Origin of the sequence: Kribbella sp. CA-253562 (assembly GCF_050942265.1) — a bacterium.
Classification (GTDB): domain Bacteria; phylum Actinomycetota; class Actinomycetes; order Propionibacteriales; family Kribbellaceae; genus Kribbella.
This window is the reverse complement of sequence record NZ_CP192049.1, coordinates 1,933,240-1,956,398: the sequence shown is the minus strand read 5'-3', so window position 1 is coordinate 1,956,398 and position 23,159 is coordinate 1,933,240. Positions and strand designations below refer to the sequence as shown.

Here is a 23,159-nt window from a genome sequence, read left to right as displayed (position 1 = left end):
CGGCCAGTATCCCAGACAACTCACAGCCACTTCATCGGGTTAACGACCCGGCCGTCCTGGTAGACCATGAAGTGCAGGTGGCAGCCGGTCGAGTAGCCGGTGGTCCCGACGTACCCGATCACCTGGCCCTTCTTCACGTGCTGGCCGACCCGCGCCTTGTACCGGGACAGGTGGTTGTAGACCGTGGTCACCGAGTCGCCGTCGATCACGCCGTGCGAGATGAAGATCCGGTTGCCGTAGCCACCGTTGTAGTAACGGTCCGTGACCACACCGCTGGCCGCCGCGTGGATCGGCGTACCGCAGCCGGCGCCGAAGTCGGTGCCGTCGTGCAGCTTCCAGTAGTGCAGGATCGGGTGGAACCGCATCCCGTACGGCGAGGTGATGTAGGTGTTGATCGGGTAGCTGAGCCCGCCGTCGTTGTCCGGCGGATCCGGCACCTGCTTCGGCGGCCGGTGCTCCTTCTTCGCCTTGGCCCGCTCGGCGGCCTCGGCGGCGGCCTTGCGCCGGGCGGCCGCGGCCTTCTCGGCCCGCGCCCGCGCGATCAGGATCTGCTCGACCCGTGACCGCTCCGCGACCAGCGACTGGTAGTGCGCCAGCTCGGAGTTCTTGTCCTTCTCGGCGGCCTGCTGCGCCACCAGCCGGGTCGCCGTCACCGCTGCGGCCGCCGCCTTGTCGGCAGCGACCTGCTGGGTCAGCCGGGTGACTTCCTGCACGGTCCGCGCCGCTTCGGCCCGCTGGGCCGCGACGATCCGTTCCGCCTCGGCGAGCTTGGCCTGTTTGTTCGCCAACTGCGCCTGGGCGTTGTTCAGGCTCGTGATCGCGTTGCCGGTGATGCCGAAGACGTTGCGCTGCACCTGCATCCCGCTGGCCAGATCGGCCGGCGACGCACCCCGAAGCACGATCGACAGCCCGACCAACGGATTCTGCTGCTGGTACGCCGAACGCACCGCCCGACCGGCCAGCGCCTTCTTGGCGGCGATCTCTTTCTGGCCCTCGGCAACATTCGCCTGGGCGGTCGTCAGCGCCTGCTCGGCCGCCTTGAGCTTGCTCGCGGCCACCACGTCGGCGGCCTTCGCGGAGGCCAGCTTGCCCTGCGCGGCGGCGTACCGGGCCTGGACGGCCTTGTACTGCGCCTCCGCCTGGTTGTAGGCGGCAACGGACTTCGACAGCTGGTCGTAGGACTCGTGCAGATCGGCCTTGGACTGGTTGATCTGGCTGTCGAGCTGCTTCTTCTGCGCGTTCGGATCGGGTGGGTCCGCCTGCGCAGACGGAACCACCGCCAGCGCTCCGGCGGTCATGGACAGGACAACGCAGCAAGCGGCGACAATCGTCTGCCGGGCGGGCGGTCGCGTGCGTGACCGTCCGCTCGATGTGGCGGTGGCGCCGATGCTGTCGTCTCGCTTGATGCGTCCCCGCTCACGCGGGTTCGCACCGGGGAAGTGCGGGACCACAGTCGACCCCTTGCTCTGGGTTGAGTTGTCGTGCTACTGCACGATAAGTCACCCGGGTCAGACTTTGAGGTATTTCCGCGTCGTCAGGAATGTCGGGACGACGGCGAGGATCAGTCCGACCACCACCATGATCAGCGTGGCCTGGAAAGTTTCCGCCGCGCCGACCCACTGCCAGACCCGGAACGTCTCCTGGGCGCGCTGCATGACCACGAAGTACACGCCGATCCACAGGGTGCCGCAGGCAAGGACCGCGCCGATCAGGGCCGCCAGCACCGCTTCCAGCAGGAACGGTAGCTGGATGTAGAAGTTCGAGGCGCCCACCAGGCGCATGATGCCTATCTCTCGCCGGCGGGCGTAGGCGGCCAGCCGGATCGTGTTGGAGATCTGCATCAGCGCGGCGACCAGCAGCAGTGCGGCGGCCACCAGGGCGCCGACTTGCAATCCGTTCAGCGCCTTGAAGAGTGGATCGAGATACTGTCTGAGGTCCTGCACGGTGTCGACGCCAGGCAACCCGGCCACGGCACTGACCAGGTTCTGGTAGCGCTGCGGGTCCTTGAGCTTGACCCGGAACGACTCCTGCATCTGGTCCTCGGTGACCGTGCTGACGATCGGCGAGTCCTTGTAGAGCTTCTTGAACTGCTCGAAGGCTTCCTTCTTCGTCTCACCGAACACGCCGTCGGGCGCGGTGTCGGGACTGGACTCGATCACCTGCTTGATCCGGTTCTTCTGCTCCGTGGTCACCTCGGCGCCCGAGCAGCCGCGGCCGCCGGAGTCCTTGGTGCAGAGGAAGATCGAGATCTGGATCTTGTCGTACCAGTTGCCCTTCATCAGGTCGACCTGCTCGCGGGCGAGCAGCGCGCTGCCGAACAGCGACAGTGAGACCCAGATCGTGACGACGACCGCGATCGTCATCGACAGGTTCCGCTTCAGGCCGATACCCAGGTCGGAGAGGATGTAGTTCAAGCGCATCAGTCAGTAGTCCCTGGTCTCAGTGCTGGTAGCCGTAGACGCCGCGCGACTCGTCGCGGACGACATGGCCGTTCTCCAGCTCGATCACGCGCTTGCGCATCTGGTCGACGATCGAGACGTCGTGGGTCGCCATCACCACGGTCGTCCCGGTCCGGTTGATCCGGTCCAGCAGCTTCATGATGCCGACCGACGTGCCGGGGTCGAGGTTTCCGGTCGGCTCGTCGGCGATCAGGATCATCGGCCGGTTCACGAACGCGCGCGCGATCGCGACCCGCTGCTGCTCACCACCGGACAGCTCGTCGGGCAGCCGGTCCTCCTTGCCGTCCAGGCCGACCAACTCGAGCACCTCGGGCACCGTCTTGCGGATGTGCGAGCGCGGCTTGCCGATCACCTGCAGGGCGAACGCGACGTTCTCCGCGACGGTCTTGTTCGGCAGCAGCCGGAAGTCCTGGAAGACCGTGCCGATCTGGCGGCGCATCTGCGGGATCCGCCAGCTGGCCAGCCGGTTCAGGTCCTTGCCGGCCACCATGATGTGGCCCTTGGAGGTCCGGTGCTCACGCAGCACGAGACGAAGGAACGTCGACTTGCCGGACCCGGAGGTGCCGACCAGGAAGACGAACTCGCCCTTCTCGATCTCGACGTTCACGTTCAGCAGGGCAGCCTTGGACTGACCCTCGTACGTCTTGGAAACATTCTCGAAGCGGATCACGGGACATTCCGGCCGTGGTCGGGAACAGGGAGCGACGTAGCGGTAACCACCACAGCACCGTACGCCACCGGGAGCGGCCGTCGATCAGTGTAGGTGCTCCGGGCGGGTGATTGGCTCAGGCGTGCCGCCCGCGACCGGCGCTCAGGCGGGAGCGGGCGCCGTGGAGCCGCCGTTCTCCGGACGGGCGTCCGCAATCCGGGCGAGACCGGGCTCGGGCTTGCGCCCGGCGCGGCGGGCCGCCTCGACGTGCAACCGGGCCAGCTCGACCGCCTGCCGCGGCACCTTCACGGTCTTCTTCTCAGCCATCGACGACTTCCCTCCGTGGGCCCGGCCTCCGTGACGACCTCGGTGTCGGCGTTCTCCAGTTCAGCGTACGTCGCCTCGCCGACCCGGTCGATGGCTACCGCCGCGGTCAGCGCGGCGACCAGCTCGTAGTCCTCGGGCTGCAACAGTTCGGAGCGCATCAGTGAACGCAGCGTGACCACGCCGGCGTCGGTGCCGACGTCGTCGTCCTCGAGGATCTGCTCGACCGCCCAGCGGACCATTCGCATCGTCTCCTCGCGGTGCCGCCAGGTGTCGAGCTCGCGGTCGGACTTGCGGGTCAGATAGGCGCCCAGCGCGACCCCGCCGAGCGCCAGCAGCGGGCTCAGCACGGTCATCACCACGCCGACCACGGAGATCCAGGTCGGAATCACGGACACACCTGTGCTGTCACTGACGTCCTCCCAAATCCCTGGTGATGACCGGTCGATGATGTTACGAAGAAGGACAGCAAACCACTCACCACCGACAAGGACGTCACGTGGACGACCCGGACTGCTACGACGTGTTCGTGCAGGGCACCGTGTTCCTGGACATCGTGCTCACCGGACTGGAGTCGGCCCCGACCACCGGGACCGAGATCTTCGCCGAGGGCATGGGCTCGTGCCCGGGCGGGGTGGCGAACTTCGCCATCGCCGCGAGCCGGCTCGGCCTGCGCAGCGGCCTGGCCGCGGTCTTCGGCGACGACGTGTACGCCGACTTCTGCTGGCGCACGCTGGCCGACCAGGAGAAGGTCGACCTGTCGCACTCGCGCCGGATCGGTCACTGGCACTCCCCCGTGACCGTGTCGATGTCGATCGACCGGGACCGGGCGATGGTCACCCACGCCCACGAGGCCCCGGGCGACCCGAGCAAGCTGGTCGGGCCGGGCCTGAAAACCCGCTCGGCGATCGTGCCGGTCGCCGAGGAACTGCCGGGCTGGACCACCGAGGCCCGCGAGTCCGGCGCGCTGCTGTTCGGCGACGTCGGCTGGGATCCGACCGACACCTGGTCACCGGCTGTGCTCGACGTCCTGGAGGGCTTCCACGCCTTCACCCCGAACGCCGGCGAGGCGATGGCCTACACCCGGACCGACACGCCGAAGGCCGCGCTGCACAAGCTGGCCGAGCGGGTCCCGCTGGCCGTCGTGACGAACGGCTCGGACGGCGTCCTGGCGATCGACTCGGCGACCGGCGAGGAGGAACACATCCCCGCGCTGCCGGTTCGCTCGTACGACCCGACCGGCGCGGGCGACGTGTTCCTCGCCTCGCTCGTACTCGGCACACTGCGCGGCTGGCCGCTGGCGCACAGGCTCGCGTTCGGCAACCTGTGCGCCGGACTGTCGGTCCAGCACTTCGGCGGGTCGCTGGCCGCGCCGGGCTGGGGCGACATCATCGACTGGGTCCGCGATCACACCCGCCATCGCCCCGGCGGCGTGGACCCGGACATCCTGCGCCACTACACGTTCATCGGCGACGTCCTGCCCGAAGGGCCGGTCCCGATCGTCCGCCGGGCCGGCGCGACCATCGCCCGGCTCTCGGACGCCTGACCGCTCACCTCGTCCGCCGGAGCAGCACCACCCCGGACACCAGCACCAGCAGCACACCACCGGCGAGGAACCCGTACGACGGCCCGGCCCGGTCGATCAGCAGCCCGGTCAGTGACGCTCCGGCGGCACTGCCGAGGTTGTTGGCCGTGTTGATCCAGGTGCTCGCCTCGGTGCGCTGATCCGGCGGAGTGAGGTCGTCGGCGGCCAGGTACGACACCACGAACAACGGCGCGACCGCGACTCCTGCGAGGCCCATCACGACTCCCAGCACGACCAGGTGCGTCGCCAGCGAAGCCAGCAACAGCCCAACCGCCAGTACGCCGATCAGCCCGGCCAGCTGCGTCTCGTGCGACCGGGTGTGCTTCCGGCGTCCCCACAGCAGGCCGCCGACCACGCTGCCGAGCCCGATCCCGGCCTCGACGAACCCGGCCGCGCCAGGACGGCCCTCCGCCTGTGCGACACCCGCGACGCACAGGTACGCCGTACTGACGCCGGCCGCCGTGACCAGGATGACGACGAGGATCCGGCGCAAACCGCCGTTCGTCAGCGGTCCGAGCGGATGCCGTGTGGGACTCGGTGAGGTGGTCCGCCGGGTCAGCGGGGCGGTGACCATCAGGACGGTGCCGGAGGCAAGTAGAACCGCCGTACAGACGAGTGCCGCGGGTGCTGACCAGAGGCTGATCAGCAGACCGGCCAGCAAGGGTCCGGCCAGGTAGAGGGACTCCTCGCAGATCGCGTCCAGGGCGTAGGCGCGTTCCTTGAGGTCGGTGTTCTCGGTGATCAGGCGCCAGTTCGAGCGCATCGACGGGCCGAGTGGTGGCGCGAAGAGCCCGGTCAGGGTGACGAGTGCGACCAGCAGGGCCGGCGTACTCAGGAAGATGGTTGCGACGAGCCCCGATGCGCAGACGAGGGCAAGCGGTGGGAGGACCCGGCGTTGGCTGAAGCGGTCGACCAGGCGGGCTTTGTAGGGCATCGACAACGACGCCAGCCCGAAGCCGGCAACAGCGGCTCCGGCGACGCCGAACGACCCGGTCGAGCGGTGGACGGTGAACAAAGTGGACAGCGGGAGCAGACCGTAGGCCAGCCGGCCGGCCAGCGCGGGCGCGAAAGTGCGCAGCGCGGACGGCAGCAGCAGGACGGCACGGTAGCTCCCAGCACGCGTGGTGCTGGACATGGCGCTCCTAGAGAGCCCCGGCCTCGACGAGGCGGGGACGGCAGTTGGGCTCGGTGACAGCGAGCCCGCTCTAGTGCGGCATGCGGGACATGGGGCACACCCTATCCCCGATGAGCCGGTGCGCCACTGCTTTTTCAGCAGGCGGAAAGGGGCACCTGGGGACCCGACCGGTCGTAGGGTCGGACCCAGGGTGCGCGGGCTGTGGGACCGCGCCGGGATCGTGGAGGTACGTCGAATGCCGGGTGCAGACGGGTTCAGCCGCAGGAGCTTCCTCGCCCTCGGAGGCGGGATCGCGGCGCTGGCGGTGGCCGGTTGCGGATCGAACACGGGCCGCTCGGACGCCGGTGGCGGCGGCGAGAGCAGCGGCGGCAAACCTGCCCTGTCGCAGTGGTACCACCAGTACGGCGAGGCAGGCACCCAGCAGGCCGTCCAGCGCTATGCCAAGGAGTACCCGGACGCGACCGTGACGGTCCAGTGGTCTCCCGGCGACTACGACAAGAAGACCGCGGCCGCGCTGCTCACCGACGGCGGGCCGGACGTGTTCGAGTACGGCAACGGCCCGACCATCGACATGATCAAGGGCGGCCAGGTCGCCGACCTGACCGACCTGCTCGGCGACGCGAAAAGCGACTTCACCCCGTCGCTGCTGGCCAGGGTGACCTACCAGGGCAAGCTCTACGCGATCCCGCAGGCCACCGACATGCAGCTGCTGGTCTACCGCAAGAGCCTGCTGCAGCAGGCCGGTGTCCAGCCGCCGACCACCGTCGACGAGCTGATCGCCGCGGCGAAGAAGCTGACCACCGACAAGGTCAAGGGCCTGTTCGTCGGCAACGACGGCGGCGTCGGCATCCTCGGTGGCCCGGCGCTGTGGTCGGCCGGCCTCGACTACCTGACCGAGGAGGGACAGTTCGGCTTCGACGACCCGGCCGCGGTCGAGTCGCTGCGCAAGCTGCGCGAACTGTTCACCTCGAAGGCGTTGTTGCTCGGGGCACCGACCGACTGGTCCGACCCGTCGGCGTTCACCCAGGGGCTGACCGCGATGCAGTTCACCGGTCTGTGGACGTTCCCCCAGCTCCAGAAGGCGCTGCCGGACGACTTCGGCGTTCTGCCCTGGCCGAAGCTCAACGCCTCGACCGGTGCGCCGAGCGTCCCGGTCGGCGCGTACGGCGCGTCGGTCAGCACGAAGTCGAAGAACGTCGACGCGGCGAAGAAGTTCGTCCAGTGGCTGTGGGTCGACCAGACCGACAAGCAACTCGACTGGGCGCAGAGCTACGGTTTCCACATCCCGGCCCGCAAGAGCCTGGCCGCGAAGGCGGACAAGCTGAAGTCCGGACCGGCCGCCGACGCGGTGAGGTTCGTCAACGAGAACGGGCGCGCCCAGACCCCGTTGCTGTGGACACCGAAATCCGGTACGGCGTACTCCGACGCGCTGAACCGGATCATCAAGAACGGCAGCGACCCGGCCACCGAGATCAAGGCGGTCAAGGCGGTCGTGGAGGCTGAGCTCAAGCGCATCGCCGGCTGATGCCGGCCCTCGCCGATCGGCTGCGGGGCCGCTACGACCGCAACCTGTGGTTCGCGATCTTCGTCGGGCCGTTCGTGCTCGGGCTGCTGGTGTTCGTCTACGTGCCGATCGTCTGGTCGGTGGTGCTGAGCTTCTTCGACGCCCGCAACACGGTCACGCCGACCGACTTCGTCGGCCTGGGCAACTACCTGGACATGCTGCGGGACTCGGCGTTCCGGTCCAGCCTGCTGACCTTCGTGGTGTTCGCGCTGTTCATCGTGCCGACCACGTTCGTCGCCTCGCTCGGCCTGGCGTTGCTGGTCAACCGGACCCGGTTCGCCCGGACGTTCTTCCGCTCGGTGTTCTTCCTGCCCACCGCCTGCTCGTACGTCGTGGCGTCGCTGATCTGGAAGCTGTCGATCTTCAACGGCGTCCGGTTCGGCCTGGCCAACACGGTGCTCGGGTGGTTCGGCGTGGAACCGGTCGCCTGGCTCTCGGTCACCCAGCCGCCCTGGTACTGGCTGGTGATCGTGTCCGCGCGGATGTGGCTGCAGGCCGGGTTCTACATGATCCTGTTCCTGGCCGGACTGCAGCGGATCGCGCCGTCGCTGTACGAGGCGGCCGCGATCGACGGCGCGACCGGCTGGAAGGTGCTGCGGTACATCACCCTGCCGCAGTTGCGGGCCACGTCGACCGCCGTACTGTTGCTGCTGCTGATCAACGCGTTCCAGGCCTTCGACGAGTTCTACAATCTGCTCTCGAGCTCGGGGCAGTACCCGCCGTACGCGCGACCGCCGCTGGTCTACCTGTACTACGCGGCGCTCGGGCAGGGGCAGGACTTCGGCCACGGCAGCGCGGGCGCCGTTCTGCTGACGCTGCTGATCGCGCTGGTCGCGCTCGTGCAAGGCCGGTTCCTCGGACTCGGTCGGAGGGAGGACTGAGATGGCGACCATCCAGCGGTCCCGCGCGGACCGGGCCGGATCGGTCCTCCGGTACGTCGTACTGGTGGCCGGCGCTGTCCTCTTCCTGCTGCCCTTCTACCTGTTGGTGCGCAACGGGCTGTCGACCGAGCAGGACATCACGTCGCCGGACTGGACGTTCTTTCCGTCGTCGCTGCAGTGGAGCAACATCGTTGACCTCTTCAACGACCCAACGGTGCCGATCGGCCGGTCGCTGATCAATTCGCTGGTGATCTCGGTGGTGCAGACCGTCGGCGTCCTGGTGATCTCCGGCCTGGCCGGCTACGGGCTGGCGCGGATCCCGTTCCGGTACGCGAACGCGGTGTTCTACTTCATCGTCGCGACGCTGCTGATCCCGGCCGCGGTGACGTTCGTGCCGAGCTTCGTGCTGGTCTCCACGCTCGGCTGGGTGAGCACGCTGCGCGGGCTGATCGTGCCCGGGCTGTTCCAGGCCTTCGCGACGTTCCTGTTCCGGCAGTACTTCCTGAACTTCCCGCGTGAACTGGAGGAAGCCGCGCAGCTCGACGGTACGGCGTACTGGGGGACGTTCTGGCGGATCGTCGTGCCGAACTCGACCGGCTTCATCGCCGCGATCGGCACGATCACGTTCATCGGCTCGTGGAACGCGTTCCTGTGGCCGCTGGTGATCGCGCCGGACCAGAACGCCTGGACGGTGCAGATCGCGCTGTCGACGTTCCTGACCGCACAGACCATCAACCTGCCACAGCTGTTTGTCGCCGCCTGCGTCGCGATCCTGCCGCTGGTGGTGATGTTCGTCTTCCTGCAGCGCTGGATCGTCGAGGGAGTCGAGCGTTCGGGGATCAGTGAGTGAAACTCTTGGAGGGGAAACCAGCATGACCGCAGAACTGATCGACCGGCTTCGCGCCGAAATCACCGCCGGCCCGGTCCTCGGGCCCAGCGACGACGGCTTCGCCGACGAGGTCGCCGCGCAGAACACCGCCGTCCGGCACACGCCGGACGTTGCCGTCGGCATCACCTCGGACGAGGACGCCGCGGCGGTGGTGCGGATCGCCGCGGCTGCCGGTGTGCCGGTGCGGGTCCTTGCCACCGGCCACGGGTCGGCAGTACCGGTTGCCGACGGCATCCTGGTCACCACGCGCCGGCTCGGCGGCGTGAGCATCGACGCCTCCCGCCGCATCGCTCGGATCGGAGCCGGATGCCGCTGGGCCGAGGTGATCGCCGCGGCGTCCGAGCACGGGCTCGCGCCAATCGCCGGCGCCTCGGACAACGTCGGCTGCATCGGCTACGTCACCGGCGGCGGCCTGGGCCCGCTGGCCCGGACCTTCGGCTTCTCGTCGGACTGGGCCCGCAGCTTCCGCCTGGTCACGGCCGACGGCACCGTGCGGACCGCGTCGGCCGAGGAGAACCCGGATCTGTTCTGGGCGCTGCGCGGCGGCAAGAGCGGCTTCGGCATCGTCACGTCGATGGAATTCGAACTCGTCGAGCTGAGCACGTTGTACGGCGGATCCGTCTTCTTCGACGCGGACCAGATCGCGCCGGTGTTCTCCGCCTGGGTGGACTGGACGAAGACGCTGCCCGAATCGGCCACGTCGTCGGCGATCATCTTGCGGCTGCCGCCGTTGGAGTTCATCCCGGAACCGCTGCGGGGCAAAACCGTACTCAGTGTCCGCTTCGCTCACGTCGGTGCGTCCACAGCGGGCGAGCGACTGTTCCAGCCCATCCGCGACACAGCCCCGGCCTTGATCGACTCCGTCCAGGAGATGCCCGCATCGCGGATCGCCGACATCCACAACGACCCCCGCGACCCCGGTCCCGGCTGGGACCGTGGTCACCTGCTCACCGACCTCGACGCCGAGTTCGTGTCCGCCTTCCTCGGCGCGGCCGGACCCGACCAGCAGGTTCCGTTCGTCGCGATCGAGATCCGCCACCTCGGCGGCGCCGTCGCGCGCGACGTCCCCGAGGGCAGCGCCGTCGGCGGCCGCGGCGCGGCGTACACGTTCATCATGATCGGCGTCCCCGACCCCAAGCTCTTCGACTCGGTGCTCCCGCCCGCCGCCGAGGCCCTGCTGGCGCCGTTGCAGCCGTGGATCTCCCCGGAGCACAACGTCAACTACGCCGGGGGCCTCACCGTCCCCGGCGCGTACGAGGCCTGCTGGCCGGCCGAGACGTTCCAGCGCCTCGCCGAGATCCGCTCGAGCTACGACCCGGCCGGCGTCTTCCCCTACGGCCCACCGGAAAGGTGACCCACGTGCTCGATCTGCTCCCATTGACCGCTGCCGACCACGAGCTGATCGAGCTCGCCCGCCGGACCGTCGACGCCAACACCGACGGTCCGGACGGGATCTACACGATGGGTGCGGCGGTCCGCGCGGCCGACGGCCGGATGTTCGCCGGGATCAACCTGTACCACTTTCTCGGCGGCCCGTGCGCTGAGCTGGTCGCCCTCGGCCGGGCTCGGGCCGAGGGCGCCCGCGAGCTGACCACGATCGTCGCCGTCGGCAACGAGGGCCGCGGCGTCTTCAGCCCGTGCGGCCGGGACCGGCAGATCCTGGTCGACTACCACCCGGACATCCGGGTCATCCTGCCCACCGAGCACGGCCTCGGCAGCGTGGTCGCCACCGACCTGCTCCCGGGCGCCTACCGCTGGACGCCGACCATCGAGAGCTGAGGCGCCGGCGCGCTCGCCAAGGCCGACGTCCACCACCGATCAAGCCGCCCGAACCCGCCATCCATCACGGTCTCCAGGCGGGAGCAGCCCACCGGCCGGCTGCTTGGTCGGTGGTGGACGTTCACAGCACCGGGATGATCTCCCGCCCGTACGCCTCGAGTGTCTCCCGCTTCGCGTCGTGCTGCAGGTAGATCGCGAACTGATCGACGCCCAGCGCCTCCAGCTCGCGCAGTCTGGCCAGGTGGTTCTCGACCGGTCCGAGAAGGCAGAACCGGTCGACCACTTCGTCGGGCACGAAGCTCGTGTGACTGTTGCCGGCCCGCCCGTGCTCGGCGTAGTCGTACCCCTGCCGGCCCTTGATGTACTCGGTCAGCGCCGCGGGCACCGTCGCGTTCTCGCCGTACCGCGCCACGATGTCGGCCACATGGTTGCCGACCATCCCGCCGAACCACCGGGTCTGGTCGCGCTGGTGCGCCAGGTCCTCCCCCACGTACGCCGGCGCCGCCACGCAGAACTTGATCGCGGCCGGGTCCCGCCCCGCGTCCTCGGCGGCACGCCGTACGGCGGAGATCATCCAGGCCGCGATGTCCGGATCGGCCAGCTGCAGGATGTACCCGTCGCCGACCTGCCCGGTCGCCGCCAGCGCCTTCGGCCCGTATGCCGCAACCCAGACCTCCAGCGCGCCGTTGTCGACCCAGGCGAACTTCAGCTGCTGCCCGCGGTACTCGACCGTCCGCCCGCACGCCAGCTCGCGCACCACCTCGACGCACTGCTTCAGCTCCGCGATCGTGCCCGGCTTCGCGCCGAGCGTGCGCAGCGCGGAGTCGCCCCGCCCGATCCCGCAGATCGTCCGGTTCCCGAACAGCTCGTTCAGCGTCGCGAACTGGGACGCGATCACGGTCCAGTCCCGCGTGCCCGGATTCGTCACCATCGGCCCGACCAAAACGCGCTCGGTGGCGGCCAGGATCTGCGGGTAGATCACGAACGGCTCCTGCCACAGCAGGTGCGAGTCGAACGTCCAGACGTGGCTGAAGCCGGCCCGCTCGGCCTCGACCGCGAGCTCCACCACCGCCGAGGCCGGCGGATCGCACTGGAACACCACTCCGAAGTCCACCGGTTTCCCCCTTCAGACCAGGTACGACGACAGTCCGCGCCGCAGGTACCGCCCGTGTCCCTTCCGGCCATGGTAGTTGCCGTCGGCCACGATCACCGTGCCGCGCGAGATCACCGTGTCGACATGTCCCCTCACCTCGAACCCCTCGTAGGCGGAGTGGTCCATGTTCATGTGGTGGGTCTCGGCACTGATCCGGGTGAGGCCGTTCGGGTCGTAGACCACGACGTCGCCGTCCGCGCCGGGCTGGATCACGCCCTTGCGCGGGTACAGCCCGAACATCCGGGCCGGCGTCGTCGCGATCGTCTCCACCCAGCGCTCCAGCGACAGCTGACCGTCGACCACGCCCTGGTAGACCAGGTCCACCCGGTGCTCGACGCCACCGATGCCGTTCGGGATCTTGGAGAAGTCGCCGCGGCCGAGCTCCTTTTGGTCCTTGAAGCAGAACGGGCAGTGGTCGGTCGACACGATCGCGAGATCGTTGCTGCGCAGCCCTTTCCACAGGTCGCGCGCGTGCGACTCGTGCTTGCTGCGCAACGGAGTCGAACAGACCCACTTCGCGCCTTCGAAGCCGGGCGCGCCGAGCTGGTCCTCCAGCGTCAGGTACAGGTACTGCGGGCAGGTCTCGGCGAAGACGTTGCGGCCCTTGTCCCGCGCCGCGGCCACGGCTTCGAGCGCGCCGCTGGCCGACAGGTGGACGATGTAGAGCGGGCAGTCCTGCGCGACCTCGGCGAGCGCGATCGCACGACTTGTTGCTTCGGTCTCCAGCGCGGGCGGCCGGGTCAGCCCGTGGTACAGCGGATCGGTCTCGCCGCGGGCCAGCGCCTGCTGGACCAGGACGTCGATCGCGATCCCGTTCTCGGCGTGCATCATCACCATCGCGCCGTTGGCCCGCGCGGTCTGCATCGCGCGCAGGATCTGTCCGTCGTCGGAGTAGAAGACGCCGGGATAGGCCATGAACAGCTTGAAGCTGGTGATGCCCTCGTCGCTGACGAGCTGGTCCATCGCCTTCAGCGCGTCGTCGTCGACGCCGCCGAGGATCATGTGGAACGCGTAGTCGACGTGACAGTTACCCTGGGCCTTGCTGTGCCAGGCGGCCAGCCCGTCCTGGACCACCTCACCGGTACGCTGGACGGCGAAGTCGATGATCGTGGTCGTACCGCCCCAGGCCGCGGCCCGGGTCCCGGTGTCGAAGGTGTCGCTGGCCGCCGTACCGCCGAACGGCAGCTCCATGTGCGTGTGCGCGTCGATCCCGCCCGGGATCACGTACTTGCCGGAAGCATCGATCACCTCGTCCGCGGCGACCTGCGCGCTGTGCTCCGGATCGAACACCGCGGCGATCTTCTCGCCGGCGATCAGCACGTCGGCCGGGTGGGCGCCGGTCGGGCCCACCACCGTTCCACCTTTGACCAGCAACGACATGCGCGGCGCTCCTTCGGTCTGCGGTTACGGCTTGGTCAGGTCCCCATAGGCGTCCGGCCGGCGGTCCCGGTAGAACTGCCAGCGTTCCCGCACGGTGTCGAGCAGCCCGAGATCGAGGTCCCGGATGATCAGCTCCGGGTCGTGGTCGTGCCCGACGTCCCCGACGAACTTGCCCTCGGGGTCGACGAAGTACGACGTACCGTAGAAGTCGTTGTCGCCGAGTTCCTCGACGCCGACCCGGTTGATCGCGCCGATGAAGTACTCGTTGGCGACCGCGGAGGCGGGCTGCTCCAGCTGCCACAGGTACGCCGACAGGCCGCGGCTGGTCGCCGAGGGGTTGAACACGATCTTGGCCCCCGCCAGCCCGAGCGCGCGCCACCCTTCGGGGAAGTGCCGGTCGTAGCAGATGTACACGCCGATCCGCCCCACCGCGGTGTCGAACACCGGATACCCGAGATTGCCCGGCCGGAAGTAGAACTTCTCCCAGAACCCCTTCACCTGCGGAATGTGGTTCTTCCGGTACTTGCCCAGGTACTTGCCGTCAGCATCGATCACGGCGGCCGTGTTGTACAGCACGCCCGGCTGCTCCTGCTCGTACACCGGCAGCACCATCACCATCCCGAGCTCCCGCGCCAGCGCCTGGAACCGCTCGACGGTCGGCCCCGGCACACTCTCGGCGTAGGAGTAGAACTCCGGATCCTGCACCTGACAGAAGTACGGCCCGTAGAACAGCTCCTGGAAGCAGATCACCTTCGCCCCGGCCGCCGCCGCCTGCCGCGCGTACTCCTCGTGCGCCTTGACCATCGACTCCTGGTCCCCGGTCCAGGTCGTCTGCACCAACGCCGCCCGCACGATCTCCGCCATCGCGAACCTCCCGCTAGCCGAGCACCCATGCTCCGCCCGATCACTACCCGCCGTCAACGGATGTCGGGGCGGCGCATGGATTCAGCGCCTGTTGGCCCACGTCGGACCGCCGGGGGCCGTGTCGGTGCCGGCCCGGGAGATCGCGGCCACGGCCGGCGTCAGAGTGGGCCGGGCCAGAGCGGGCCGCTCTTCATGCGGTCAGTAGCTGAGGCTCCGGGTCGGGGCCGGGAGGACTCGGCCACCCACGGTCGTCCAGTCGTCGGGGAGGTTGGTGGTGAGGAGTTCGGAGCCGGCGCCTTGGGTGATGTGGAGGTCTCGGGCGAGGCGGGCGGTGAGTTGGGTGGCGGCTGAGCCGGTGGCTTCGTCCTCGGGTACGCCCATGGCGGGGGCGAAGACGCGGGCGCGGAGGCGGCCGCTGGGTTCGTCGGTCCAGGACCAGAGGAAGGTGTGGCCGGCTGAGTACGACGTGGGGTCTGCGGCGAGGACGTCCTCGGGTGTCGGCAACTGGTGCCACTCGAAGGTGCTGCCCCAGGTGGCGTGGGCGCGGACCGACGTGATGTCGCCGGTGCGGGTCACGGGGACTTCACCGGCGGGGACGTGGAGTACGTCGGCCGGGTGGCCCTGGGTGCGCAGCCACCAGGCGACGCCGACGGTGGGGTGACCGGCGAACGGCATCTCGCCGGTCTGGCTGAAGATCTGGATCCGGCCGGCGGCGGGGTCGTCGACGAAGACGGTTTCGCTGTAGCCCAGCTCCGCGGCGACGCGTTGCCGGTCCGCGGGCGGGACCTGGGCGCCGTCGACGATGCCGAGCGGGTTGCCGAAGGCGCCCTCGGAGTCGACGAAGACCCGGACGACGTGCACGTCCACGAGCGGGGTCAGAGGACGAGGATCGCCGCGACGACGGCGATCAGCACCACGACGCCACCGACGACGGCCAGCATGCGGCCGTTCAGCTTGGGCTCCTCGGCGGCGTGCACCTCGCCCTCGTTGACGAAGGCGCGAAACATCTGGGTGCTGGCCCCCGGGTCCTGCTCGTTCTCGGTGGCGTTGTTCGTGTTCTGGTCGGCCATGGGGCAGACCCTACCGGCGGTACCGGATCGTCAGCACACCGCGATGGCCGATCTGACTCGGCTCTTACCGTCCGTACACACAGTGTCGACGCTCGGCTGATCGACGGCCACGCACCGCGCATGTACCATTTGGTACATGCGCTTCGAACACTCCACCACCGTGAACGCCCCGGCCGAACGCGTCTGGGCGGTCTTCAGCGACGTCGCCCGCTGGCCCGAATGGACCCCGACCGTCGACTCGGTCGAGCGGCTCGACGAAGGCGCCCTGCGGGTCGGCGCCCGGACCCGGATCCGCCAGCCCAAGCTCCCGGTCGCGGTCTGGGAGGTGACGGAACTCAAGGACGGCGAGTACTTCGAGTGGGTCTCACGCGGCCCCGGCATCAAGACCACCGGCGGCCACCGGGTCGTCAGTACGCCGGAGGGCACGGTGGTGACCGCGTCGGTCGTCCAGGAGGGTCCGCTCGGCTGGCTGTTCGGCAAGCTGTACGCCGGCCTGACCAAGCGGTACATCGCGCAGGAGACCGCCAGCCTGAAGAAGGTCACCGAGGCGTGAGCCGCGAGTCGCTGCTCACCGGCGCCGTCGAGCACTTCGCGAAGAACGGCATCGGCGACGCGAGCCTGCGCGGCATCGCCGCATCGATCGGCACCAGCCACCGGATGCTGATCTACCACTTCGGCTCGCGGGAGGGCCTGCTGGCCGAAGTGGTGCGCACGGTCGAGCAACAGCAACGCGAGCTGCTGGCCGAACTCGAGGACCTGCCGCTGGAGCAGCAGGCCGAGCAGTTCTGGCGACGCGTCACCGAAGCGGCGCTGATCTACGGACCGCTCTTCTTCGAACTGTCCGCCCACGCCATGCAGGACCTCCCCCACACGGAGGCGTTGAAGGCGGACCTGATCAACGTCTGGCTCCCGCCGCTGATCGACCTCTGCGTGAAGGCGGGCATCCCCGCCGACCAGGCGCCGGCGTACGCGCGACTCGGCTTGGCCGCGTCCCGTGGGCTGCTCTTCGACCTGCTGCTCACCGGTGACCGCGCGGGGGTCGACGAGGCGTCCGCGCTGCTGAACCGGCTCTTCACCTTGCCCTAGGCAACTGTCAGGTCCGCTGCGCCACCACCACCAGCGAGGGAACCCCAGCCACGCTCTCGGACAGTCGCAGTTCGGCCACTGGACCGAGGCCCGCCGCGGCCAGCATCGCCCAGAGCTCGTCGGGCTGCCACAGATGGGTCGTCCACGAGACCGGCACCGCACCGTAGGCCTCGGTCCGCTCGATGTCACCCTCGCCCTGGTGAGTAGCGATGATCAGGTGCCCGCCCGGGACCAGCGCTCGGGCGAAGGACTCGATGACCGCAGGAAGCACGGGCCGGGGCAGGTTGAACAGCGACCACCAGCCGAGAATCCCGCCGTACGACGCGTCGGCCAGCTCCAGCTCGGTGGCCGAAGCGACCTCGAACCGCAGGCCGGGATACCGCCGCCGGGCGTGTTCGATCATCCGCGGCGACAGGTCGACGCCACTGACCTCCAGGCCTCGCTCGGCCAGATAGGCGGTCACGTCTCCCGGACCGCACCCGACGTCCAGCACCGGGCCCAGACCGCTGACCGCCGCGGCGAAGCCGTCGATCGCGGTCCGCAACCAGGGATAGGACGTGAGGTCGCCGAGGTTCAGCTCGACGTAGTTGTCGGCGACGCGGTCGTAGGACGTCCGCACCACGTCGAGGTCAGCAGGTTGCTCGATGAGAGAGGCGCTCATGGTGGCGGATGCTGACCCGGCTACTCGGGCTCGGTGGGGGTCTGAATCCACCCGGTGACCACGGGGAGACGGGTCGAGCGGTGGACGGCGGTGAAGGCGAACGGCCGGGTCAGGGACACGTCGAGGCGGAGGGACTGCGTCGTGGGGACCGAGGCGCGCATCATGCCCATGGCGGTGACCGCGGCGGCTTCGAAGCCGGTGGCGTAGAAGCGGGCAAGGACGGACTGTTTGGCCTGGCTCACCACCAGTGGAGTGGGGCTGATGGCGGAGAAGTGGCCTTCGCGCCCGGGCGGGCGGGTGACGGTGGTGAGGCCGAAGAGCTCGTGCAACGGGAGGAGGTCATGGTCAGCGGCGACGTTGAAGGACGGAAGGTTCAGGGAGACGTCCGGCTTGGGGGACGTTGTCTGGGCGAGCGTCAGGGCCGGCGCCAGCGCCTCGCTCGGTTCCGCCTGGGTGATGAGGATGGACCCGGGGCGACCCGAGGCCGGTGAGGCAGCGGCGGTGACGAGGGCGGCCAGGACATCGCTGTGCGGAGTCTCTGGAGAGCCGATGCCGAGCAGGACGTCGACGTCGGCGTCACCCTGGACCGTGACGACCGTGAGCGGACCTGCCACCGGGTCGTCGTACACGCGGACGGTGTCGAGATCGGGATCGGTGCGGTCGAGCCAGTGCCAGTTGCCGGACCACGGGCCGGTCGGGACGCGTTTGATCTGCTCGCGGAACGGGCGAGTCCACGTGGTCCGCAGGGACAGGGCGGATGCCAACACGACGGCCAGATCCGGGCTGACCTCGAGCGGCATCTCGCGGATCAGGTTGTCGGTGTGTTGCGCCGCCCAGGCGTCGAGCTTCGCCTTGTCGGCGGACGGGTCGCCGGTCAGGGTGCCCGTGAGCTCTGTGGGCAGCACTGTGTCGAAGGACTCGCTGAGCTTGAGCTGGTCGGAGACCCAGACCCCCAGGGCGGCGTGCAGGTCGGCCGACTCGTCCAGCGTGTGGATCAGGTCCACCGCGTCACGAGCGGCGGTGGAGGCGTCGACGTCCGCGGCCGCGGCCAGCTCGGAGCGGCCTGGTTCGTCGGCGGCAGTCGCCAGGAGCGCGAGCAGCGGCCACAGGCCCAGGCCGGAGATCACGGTGTTGTCCGGGGCGAGGGTACGCGCCCAGCGTGAGGTGAGGCTGTTGACCGCGGTGACGACGTTGGCATCCATGCGTTCCACCCTGCCATGCCGCTACGAGCCCCAACAGGAACTCACCACGCACTCCTCGAGCACTTTCCAGGCACCGGCCAGTATTTTGCGGAACGACGGTGATTTTCATTAACAGACACCGCGCGTAGTCGATCCCGTGCACCCTGCTGTGTCAGGATGCCGCCCATGAGTACGCCTGCCGACTCCGCCGAGGCGACGAAAACTCCCGTCGCCCCGGGCGATCCCGCGACCCCGCCAGGTCCACCACCCGCGTCTTCGGAGCCGCCCGGAACGGACCGCGAGAAGGAGCCCGCGAGCTCGTCGATCGCCTTCACGATCACGCTGGTCGTGCTGGTCGGGCTCGCCCTGTTCGGCCGCAAGCTCTTCGCCGGGTTGTTCACCGACGACGGCGTCCGGACCTGGGCGACGATGTTCGTCGGCGTCACCGTCCAGGCTCTGCCCTTCCTCGTGCTCGGCGTCCTGCTGTCGGCCGCGCTGACCGCGTTCGTGCCCGCCTCGTTCTTCGCGAAGGCCCTGCCGAAGCATCCGGCCCTCGCGGTCCCGGTCGCGAGCGCGTCCGGCGTGATCCTGCCCGGCTGCGAGTGCGCCTCGGTCCCGGTGTCGGCCGCGCTGATGAGCCGCGGCGTCACCCCCGCCGCGGCGATCGCGTTCCTGCTCTCCGCCCCGGCGATCAACCCCGTCGTCCTGGCGTCGACCGCGGTCGCGTTCCCCGGTCAGCCGAAGGTCGTCGTGGCGAGAGCCCTCACGTCGCTCGGGGTGAGCATGGCGCTCGGCTGGCTGTGGCTGCTGACCGGCAAGGGCAGCTCCTGGCTGCGGATGCCGAAGAGCCGGCACGCCGAAGGCACCGGCAAGCTGGAGGTCTTCCGCTCGTCGATGCTGCACGACTTCCTGCACGCCGGCGGCTTCCTGGTGATCGGAGCCGCCGCGGCGGCCACGCTCAACGTGGTGGTCCCGCGCGAATGGCTCGACCACGTTGCGAGCAACCTGCTGCTCTCGGTCGTCGTCCTCGGCCTGCTCGCGGTGCTGCTGGCGATCTGCTCGGAGGCGGACGCGTTCGTCGCGGCGAGCCTGACGCAGTTCTCGCTGACCGCGCGGCTCGCGTTCATGGTGGTCGGGCCGATCGTCGACGTGAAGCTGATCGCGTTGCAGGCCGGGACGTTCGGGCCGAAGTTCGCCGTACGGTTCGCGCCGGCCACCTTCGTGGTGGCCATCGGCGCCAGTCTCGGAGTCGGATGGTGGTTGCTGTGAAGCGCAACGTCGCAGGTCTCGTCGTCGTTTTCGTCGGTGCGGCGATCGTCCAGCTCGCGATCTCCAACACCTACCTGCGGTACGTGAAGCCCGGCATGCGCTGGATGCTGCTCGCGGCCGGCGTCATCCTGATCCTGCTGGCCGTCGCCGACGTCCTGGCCGACACCCGCGGCAAAGAACACGCCGACGACGGCCACAACCACCACGGACTGCCCCGCGCCGCCTGGCTGATGCTGATCCCGGTCTTCGCGCTGCTGGTCGTCGACCCGCCCGCCCTCGGCGCCGACGCGGCCCAGCGCCAGTCCCCGGTCGCGGCCAAACCGGTGGCACCGAAGGGCAATTCGTGGCTCGCCAACAGCGCGCAGGGCAACGCGCCGGTGCCGTTGGCCGTGCGGGACTACGCCGTGTGGGCCGTCTGGGAGAAGGAGAGCATGAAGGGCCGCGACTTCCAGCTCACCGGCTTCGTCACGCCCGGCAAGAACGGCAGCTGGTACGTGTCCCGGATCGGCCTGACCTGCTGCGTCGCCGACGGTACGGCGTTCATGGTCGAGGCCCGCGGCCAGGCGGCACCGCCGAAGAACCAGTGGGTCACCGTCACCGGCGAGTGGGCCGAGCCGACCAAGCGCGCCGACGGCGACGTCGCCGCGCTGACCGTCTCCGAGATCAAGCCCGTGGCCGCACCGGCCAACCCGTACGAATGACGACCCCGCTGTCCACCGCCGACCTGCTCGACGGCCTGTCCCGCGAGCAGCGGTACACGTACGTCTTCTTCTGGGGCGACACCCCGCGGCGCGACGGGCAGGTCGACGCGAGCTGCCTGAGCCAGTGGTTCCACGCGCCGTTCACGGTGGACGGCGTGCGCTACCCGACCGCCGAGCACTGGATGATGGCCGGCAAGGCGCGGCTGTTCGGCGATTTCGAGGCCGAGCAGCGCATCGTCGCCGCATCCCACCCGCAGCAGGCGAAGGCGCTCGGCCGGCAGGTCAGCGGGTTCGACACCGAGACCTGGCAGGAACACCGCTTCGACCTGGTTGTCGAGGGCAACATCCACAAATTCGAGCAGAACGACGCCCTGCGCGACTACCTGCTCGGCACCGGCGAGCGCGTCCTGGTCGAGGCCAGCCCGCTCGACCGCATCTGGGGCATCGGCCTGGCTGCCACCGACGACCGCGCCGAGAACCCCGCCCAGTGGCGCGGCCTCAACCTCCTCGGCTTCGCGCTCATGCGGGTTCGCGAACAACTGCGCTGACCACCCGTTCAGGCGCCTTCCCTCGGGGCCGGATCACCGTGCACGCCATCCCGCCCATGATCAGTACGGCGGCGATCGCCTGCTGCAGGCCCACGGCTTCGCCCCGCAGGATCCAGGCGGCGGCCATGCCGACGACCGGCACCAGCAGCGAGAACGGCGCGACGGTGCTCGCGTCGTACACGCCGAGCAGGTAGCCCCAGACGCCGAAGCCGAACAGGGTTGCGGCCCCCGCGAGGTAGAGCAGGGCGGCGGCACCGCCGAGGTCGATGCCCCGCAGAGCTTCGAGGTCAGCGCGCGGACCTTCAACCAGCAGCGACAGAACGGTCAACGGCAGGACGGCGACGGCGCTGACCCAGACCATGAAGCGCAGCATGTCCTGCGGCTTCGCGTGCCGGGTCACGGTGTTCGACACACCCCAGCAGGCGCCGGCCGCGATGACTAGGAGCAGTGCGCCGAGCGGTGAAGCCAGCCCCCGGTCCAGGACGATCAACAGGAGGCCGGCGCACGCAACGCCGATACCGAAGAGCTGCATGCGCCGCGGCCGCTCCCGCAGTACCAGTACCGCGAAGAGCACCGTGAAGATCACCTGCGACTGCAGCACCAGCGAGGCCAGTCCAGCCGGTACGCCGTGATCCATCGCCACGAACAACAGTCCGAACTTCGCCACGCCCAGCGCGAGGCCGACGGCGATCACGTACCGCCAGGCGACGCGTGGACGACCGAGCACGAAAATCGCCGGCACCGCCGCGAGCAAGAAGCGCAACGCCGAGAACAGCAACGGCGGGAAGTCCTCGAGACCGAATTCGATGACCACGAAGTTGATGCCCCAGACCAGGACGACGGCGAGCGCGAGCAGCACGTGACGGGGATTCATGTCCCTCAGTCTCCGGCGAAGTACAGTTAAGAACCAGCACAGATTGCTATGGCTCACGATGTAGGAGTGCTACATGATCGATCTCGGCCGGCTTCGCGCCCTGCACGCCGTCGCGCTGTACGGATCGGTCGGCAGCGCGGCCGACGCGCTCGGTTACACCCCCTCGGCGATCTCCCAGCAGCTCGCCAAGCTGGAGCGCGAGACCCGGACGACCCTGCTGGAGAAGCGCGGACGCGGCGTCGTACTCACCGACGCCGCACAGGAACTGGCGGCCACCGCCTCCAAGGTCCTCGAGCTCGTCGAGAGCGCTGAGCTCAAGCTCGAAGAACAACGCGGCCAGGCGATCGGCGAACTGGTCATCGCCGCCTTCCCCACCGCGGCCCGAGGACTGCTCCCCGCGGCTCTGCCGCACCTGATCGACGACAACCCGGCGCTCGACGTCCGGGTGGTCGAAATGGACCCGTTCGACGCGGTCGCCGCTGTGCAACGCGGCGAGGTCCACGTCGCCGTCGTCCACGACTGGCACAACACTCCACTCACGCTGACCGACGACCTGTCCCGGGCGAAGCTCGGCACGGATCCCGCCGACGTACTCGTCCCAGTCGATCACCGCCTGGCCGGCAAGGAGTCCGTTCGGGCCACCGATCTCGTCGGCGAGCGCTGGATCTGCCAGCCACCCGGCACGATCTGCCACGACTGGCTGGTCCGGACCATGAGCAAGGCGGGGGTCGAGCCGATCGTCGCCTACTCGGTCGCCGAGTACCAGACCCAGATCGCGATGCTGAACCGCGGAATCGGAATCGGCATGATCCCCCGCCTCGGCCGTGGTCCGTTGCCCGGCGGCGTCACAGCGATCCCGCTGCAGCCCGCGCCGAGCCGTCGCCTGTACGCCGTCTGGCGGACGGCGACCGCCCGCCGGCCCGCCGTCGCGGTCGCGCTCGCCGCCCTGAAGACCGCCTGGCGGGACCGCGACACCGCTTGAGCCGCCTGGACGGAACTCCTGCCGCCGAACCCGGCATCACGCTTCGCGACCGATTGACAGCGGTCGGCATCCTCGCTAAGTTCCCGGCAACCGTTAGGAAACCTTCCTATTAGGTTCCGATGCAG

At 69.2% G+C, this 23,159-nt stretch carries 26 protein-coding genes; 12 read left to right on the top strand and 14 right to left on the bottom strand.

Translation table 11 applies throughout. The annotated features are described in order from the left end of the window. Positions 1-20: 20 nt before the first annotated feature. The 5 genes from ACQPXM_RS09500 to ACQPXM_RS09480 form a co-directional block, all read right to left on the bottom strand. Positions 21-1,298, bottom strand: coding sequence for a peptidoglycan DD-metalloendopeptidase family protein (locus ACQPXM_RS09500; RefSeq protein ID WP_432946911.1), 1,278 nt, complete (start codon positions 1,296-1,298; stop codon positions 21-23). Positions 1,299-1,508: 210 nt separating this feature from the next. Then, positions 1,509-2,420, bottom strand: coding sequence for a permease-like cell division protein FtsX (gene ftsX / locus ACQPXM_RS09495; RefSeq protein WP_077013483.1), 912 nt, complete (start codon positions 2,418-2,420; stop codon positions 1,509-1,511). Positions 2,421-2,439: 19 nt separating this feature from the next. Beyond that, positions 2,440-3,129, bottom strand: a complete 690-nt coding sequence (gene ftsE, locus ACQPXM_RS09490) for a cell division ATP-binding protein FtsE (protein ID WP_077013482.1) — start codon at positions 3,127-3,129, stop codon at positions 2,440-2,442. Between the two features lie 141 nt (positions 3,130-3,270). Then, positions 3,271-3,435, bottom strand: coding sequence for a hypothetical protein (locus ACQPXM_RS09485; RefSeq protein WP_168197272.1), 165 nt, complete (start codon positions 3,433-3,435; stop codon positions 3,271-3,273). Continuing rightward, entirely contained in the window at positions 3,414-3,824 is a 411-nt protein-coding gene (locus ACQPXM_RS09480) for a hypothetical protein (RefSeq protein ID WP_432946908.1), read from the bottom strand. Before ACQPXM_RS09480 ends, ACQPXM_RS09485 begins: the two co-directional genes overlap by 22 nt. A 107-nt stretch (positions 3,825-3,931) precedes the next feature. Between ACQPXM_RS09480 and ACQPXM_RS09475 the strand changes: the two genes are divergently transcribed. Next, a complete protein-coding gene (locus ACQPXM_RS09475; RefSeq protein ID WP_432946906.1) occupies positions 3,932-4,978 on the top strand; it encodes a carbohydrate kinase family protein in 1,047 nt (348 codons plus the stop codon). Positions 4,979-4,982: 4 nt separating this feature from the next. On the opposite strand, the gene ACQPXM_RS09470 is transcribed toward ACQPXM_RS09475, so the two are convergent. After that, positions 4,983-6,152 (bottom strand): MFS transporter, encoded by a 1,170-nt coding sequence (locus ACQPXM_RS09470; RefSeq protein WP_432946904.1) that lies wholly within the window; start codon positions 6,150-6,152, stop codon positions 4,983-4,985. A 235-nt stretch (positions 6,153-6,387) separates the two neighbouring features. Here ACQPXM_RS09470 and ACQPXM_RS09465 point away from each other — a divergent pair, with 235 nt between their 5' ends. Genes ACQPXM_RS09465 through ACQPXM_RS09445 form a run of 5 tightly spaced genes read left to right on the top strand, consistent with a single transcriptional unit; the run spans position 6,388 to position 11,265 of the window. Next, positions 6,388-7,677 (top strand): ABC transporter substrate-binding protein, encoded by a 1,290-nt coding sequence (locus ACQPXM_RS09465; protein WP_432946902.1) that lies wholly within the window; start codon positions 6,388-6,390, stop codon positions 7,675-7,677. Next, positions 7,677-8,597 carry a carbohydrate ABC transporter permease gene (locus ACQPXM_RS09460; RefSeq protein ID WP_432946900.1) on the top strand — a complete coding sequence of 307 codons (921 nt, stop codon included), beginning with the start codon at positions 7,677-7,679 and terminating at the stop codon, positions 8,595-8,597. Before ACQPXM_RS09465 ends, ACQPXM_RS09460 begins: the two co-directional genes overlap by 1 nt. A gap of 1 nt (position 8,598) precedes the next feature. After that, positions 8,599-9,447: a carbohydrate ABC transporter permease gene (locus tag ACQPXM_RS09455; RefSeq protein WP_432946898.1), complete on the top strand. Its 849-nt coding sequence runs from the start codon at positions 8,599-8,601 to the stop codon at positions 9,445-9,447. A 22-nt stretch (positions 9,448-9,469) separates the two neighbouring features. Beyond that, positions 9,470-10,840 (top strand): FAD-binding oxidoreductase, encoded by a 1,371-nt coding sequence (locus ACQPXM_RS09450; protein ID WP_432946896.1) that lies wholly within the window; start codon positions 9,470-9,472, stop codon positions 10,838-10,840. A 5-nt stretch (positions 10,841-10,845) separates the two neighbouring features. After that, positions 10,846-11,265, top strand: coding sequence for a cytidine deaminase family protein (locus ACQPXM_RS09445; protein ID WP_432946894.1), 420 nt, complete (start codon positions 10,846-10,848; stop codon positions 11,263-11,265). Between the two features lie 121 nt (positions 11,266-11,386). Here ACQPXM_RS09445 and ACQPXM_RS09440 read toward each other — a convergent pair whose 3' ends face one another. From ACQPXM_RS09440 to ACQPXM_RS09420, 5 genes are all read right to left on the bottom strand, one after another. Next, on the bottom strand, positions 11,387-12,379 hold the full coding sequence (locus ACQPXM_RS09440) for a TIGR03842 family LLM class F420-dependent oxidoreductase (RefSeq protein ID WP_432946892.1): 993 nt from the start codon (positions 12,377-12,379) through the stop codon (positions 11,387-11,389). Between the two features lie 12 nt (positions 12,380-12,391). Further along, a complete protein-coding gene (hydA, locus tag ACQPXM_RS09435; protein ID WP_432946890.1) occupies positions 12,392-13,798 on the bottom strand; it encodes a dihydropyrimidinase in 1,407 nt (468 codons plus the stop codon). A 24-nt stretch (positions 13,799-13,822) separates the two neighbouring features. After that, the gene (locus tag ACQPXM_RS09430; protein WP_432946888.1) at positions 13,823-14,662 is read right to left on the bottom strand and encodes a nitrilase-related carbon-nitrogen hydrolase; all 840 of its coding nucleotides are present in this window, start codon (positions 14,660-14,662) and stop codon (positions 13,823-13,825) included. A gap of 198 nt (positions 14,663-14,860) precedes the next feature. After that, on the bottom strand, positions 14,861-15,529 hold the full coding sequence (locus ACQPXM_RS09425) for a PhzF family phenazine biosynthesis protein (RefSeq protein WP_432946886.1): 669 nt from the start codon (positions 15,527-15,529) through the stop codon (positions 14,861-14,863). Between the two features lie 8 nt (positions 15,530-15,537). Continuing rightward, positions 15,538-15,732, bottom strand: a complete 195-nt coding sequence (locus tag ACQPXM_RS09420; protein ID WP_432946884.1) for a hypothetical protein — start codon at positions 15,730-15,732, stop codon at positions 15,538-15,540. A 136-nt stretch (positions 15,733-15,868) separates the two neighbouring features. Between ACQPXM_RS09420 and ACQPXM_RS09415 the strand changes: the two genes are divergently transcribed. Continuing rightward, positions 15,869-16,285, top strand: coding sequence for an SRPBCC family protein (locus tag ACQPXM_RS09415; RefSeq protein ID WP_432946882.1), 417 nt, complete (start codon positions 15,869-15,871; stop codon positions 16,283-16,285). Continuing rightward, a complete protein-coding gene (locus tag ACQPXM_RS09410) occupies positions 16,282-16,818 on the top strand; it encodes a TetR/AcrR family transcriptional regulator (RefSeq protein ID WP_432946880.1) in 537 nt (178 codons plus the stop codon). The genes ACQPXM_RS09415 and ACQPXM_RS09410 overlap by 4 nt, the downstream gene beginning before the upstream one ends. Before the next feature lie 7 nt (positions 16,819-16,825). Here the strand turns inward: ACQPXM_RS09410 and ACQPXM_RS09405 are convergent, their stop codons facing one another. Then, positions 16,826-17,479: a class I SAM-dependent methyltransferase gene (locus ACQPXM_RS09405; protein WP_432946878.1), complete on the bottom strand. Its 654-nt coding sequence runs from the start codon at positions 17,477-17,479 to the stop codon at positions 16,826-16,828. Positions 17,480-17,499: 20 nt separating this feature from the next. Continuing rightward, positions 17,500-18,681 carry a serpin family protein gene (locus tag ACQPXM_RS09400; RefSeq protein ID WP_432946876.1) on the bottom strand — a complete coding sequence of 394 codons (1,182 nt, stop codon included), beginning with the start codon at positions 18,679-18,681 and terminating at the stop codon, positions 17,500-17,502. Between the two features lie 165 nt (positions 18,682-18,846). On the opposite strand from ACQPXM_RS09400, the gene ACQPXM_RS09395 reads away from it, so the two are divergent. Genes ACQPXM_RS09395 through ACQPXM_RS09385 form a run of 3 tightly spaced genes read left to right on the top strand, consistent with a single transcriptional unit; the run spans position 18,847 to position 21,178 of the window. After that, on the top strand, positions 18,847-19,929 hold the full coding sequence (locus ACQPXM_RS09395; RefSeq protein ID WP_432946874.1) for a permease: 1,083 nt from the start codon (positions 18,847-18,849) through the stop codon (positions 19,927-19,929). Beyond that, positions 19,926-20,630, top strand: a complete 705-nt coding sequence (locus tag ACQPXM_RS09390) for a TIGR03943 family putative permease subunit (RefSeq protein ID WP_432946872.1) — start codon at positions 19,926-19,928, stop codon at positions 20,628-20,630. Before ACQPXM_RS09395 ends, ACQPXM_RS09390 begins: the two co-directional genes overlap by 4 nt. Next, positions 20,627-21,178 carry an NADAR family protein gene (locus ACQPXM_RS09385; RefSeq protein ID WP_432946870.1) on the top strand — a complete coding sequence of 184 codons (552 nt, stop codon included), beginning with the start codon at positions 20,627-20,629 and terminating at the stop codon, positions 21,176-21,178. The genes ACQPXM_RS09390 and ACQPXM_RS09385 overlap by 4 nt, the downstream gene beginning before the upstream one ends. Here ACQPXM_RS09385 and ACQPXM_RS09380 read toward each other — a convergent pair. After that, on the bottom strand, positions 21,150-22,052 hold the full coding sequence (locus tag ACQPXM_RS09380) for an EamA family transporter (protein ID WP_432946868.1): 903 nt from the start codon (positions 22,050-22,052) through the stop codon (positions 21,150-21,152). The two genes, ACQPXM_RS09385 and ACQPXM_RS09380, sit on opposite strands and share 29 nt — an antisense overlap. A gap of 73 nt (positions 22,053-22,125) precedes the next feature. Here ACQPXM_RS09380 and ACQPXM_RS09375 point away from each other — a divergent pair, with 73 nt between their 5' ends. Next, positions 22,126-23,034 carry a LysR family transcriptional regulator gene (locus tag ACQPXM_RS09375; RefSeq protein ID WP_432946866.1) on the top strand — a complete coding sequence of 303 codons (909 nt, stop codon included), beginning with the start codon at positions 22,126-22,128 and terminating at the stop codon, positions 23,032-23,034. Positions 23,035-23,159 lie beyond the last annotated feature (125 nt).

Excerpts from the sequence above, each read along its gene's own strand:
- ACQPXM_RS09500 (WP_432946911.1), bottom strand. The coding sequence starts at position 1,298 with ATGACCGCCGGAGCGCTGGCGGTGGTTCCGTCTGCGCAGGCGGACCCA.
- ftsX (WP_077013483.1), bottom strand. The coding sequence starts at position 2,420 with ATGCGCTTGAACTACATCCTCTCCGACCTGGGTATCGGCCTGAAGCGG.
- ACQPXM_RS09485 (WP_168197272.1), bottom strand. The coding sequence starts at position 3,435 with ATGGCTGAGAAGAAGACCGTGAAGGTGCCGCGGCAGGCGGTCGAGCTG.
- ACQPXM_RS09470 (WP_432946904.1), bottom strand. The coding sequence starts at position 6,152 with ATGTCCAGCACCACGCGTGCTGGGAGCTACCGTGCCGTCCTGCTGCTG.
- ACQPXM_RS09465 (WP_432946902.1), top strand. The coding sequence starts at position 6,388 with ATGCCGGGTGCAGACGGGTTCAGCCGCAGGAGCTTCCTCGCCCTCGGA.
- ACQPXM_RS09460 (WP_432946900.1), top strand. The coding sequence starts at position 7,677 with ATGCCGGCCCTCGCCGATCGGCTGCGGGGCCGCTACGACCGCAACCTG.
- ACQPXM_RS09455 (WP_432946898.1), top strand. The coding sequence starts at position 8,599 with ATGGCGACCATCCAGCGGTCCCGCGCGGACCGGGCCGGATCGGTCCTC.
- ACQPXM_RS09450 (WP_432946896.1), top strand. The coding sequence starts at position 9,470 with ATGACCGCAGAACTGATCGACCGGCTTCGCGCCGAAATCACCGCCGGC.
- hydA (WP_432946890.1), bottom strand. The coding sequence starts at position 13,798 with ATGTCGTTGCTGGTCAAAGGTGGAACGGTGGTGGGCCCGACCGGCGCC.
- ACQPXM_RS09430 (WP_432946888.1), bottom strand. The coding sequence starts at position 14,662 with ATGGCGGAGATCGTGCGGGCGGCGTTGGTGCAGACGACCTGGACCGGG.
- ACQPXM_RS09420 (WP_432946884.1), bottom strand. The coding sequence starts at position 15,732 with ATGGCCGACCAGAACACGAACAACGCCACCGAGAACGAGCAGGACCCG.
- ACQPXM_RS09415 (WP_432946882.1), top strand. The coding sequence starts at position 15,869 with ATGCGCTTCGAACACTCCACCACCGTGAACGCCCCGGCCGAACGCGTC.
- ACQPXM_RS09405 (WP_432946878.1), bottom strand. The coding sequence starts at position 17,479 with ATGAGCGCCTCTCTCATCGAGCAACCTGCTGACCTCGACGTGGTGCGG.
- ACQPXM_RS09400 (WP_432946876.1), bottom strand. The coding sequence starts at position 18,681 with ATGGATGCCAACGTCGTCACCGCGGTCAACAGCCTCACCTCACGCTGG.
- ACQPXM_RS09395 (WP_432946874.1), top strand. The coding sequence starts at position 18,847 with ATGAGTACGCCTGCCGACTCCGCCGAGGCGACGAAAACTCCCGTCGCC.
- ACQPXM_RS09385 (WP_432946870.1), top strand. The coding sequence starts at position 20,627 with ATGACGACCCCGCTGTCCACCGCCGACCTGCTCGACGGCCTGTCCCGC.
- ACQPXM_RS09380 (WP_432946868.1), bottom strand. The coding sequence starts at position 22,052 with ATGAATCCCCGTCACGTGCTGCTCGCGCTCGCCGTCGTCCTGGTCTGG.
- ACQPXM_RS09375 (WP_432946866.1), top strand. The coding sequence starts at position 22,126 with ATGATCGATCTCGGCCGGCTTCGCGCCCTGCACGCCGTCGCGCTGTAC.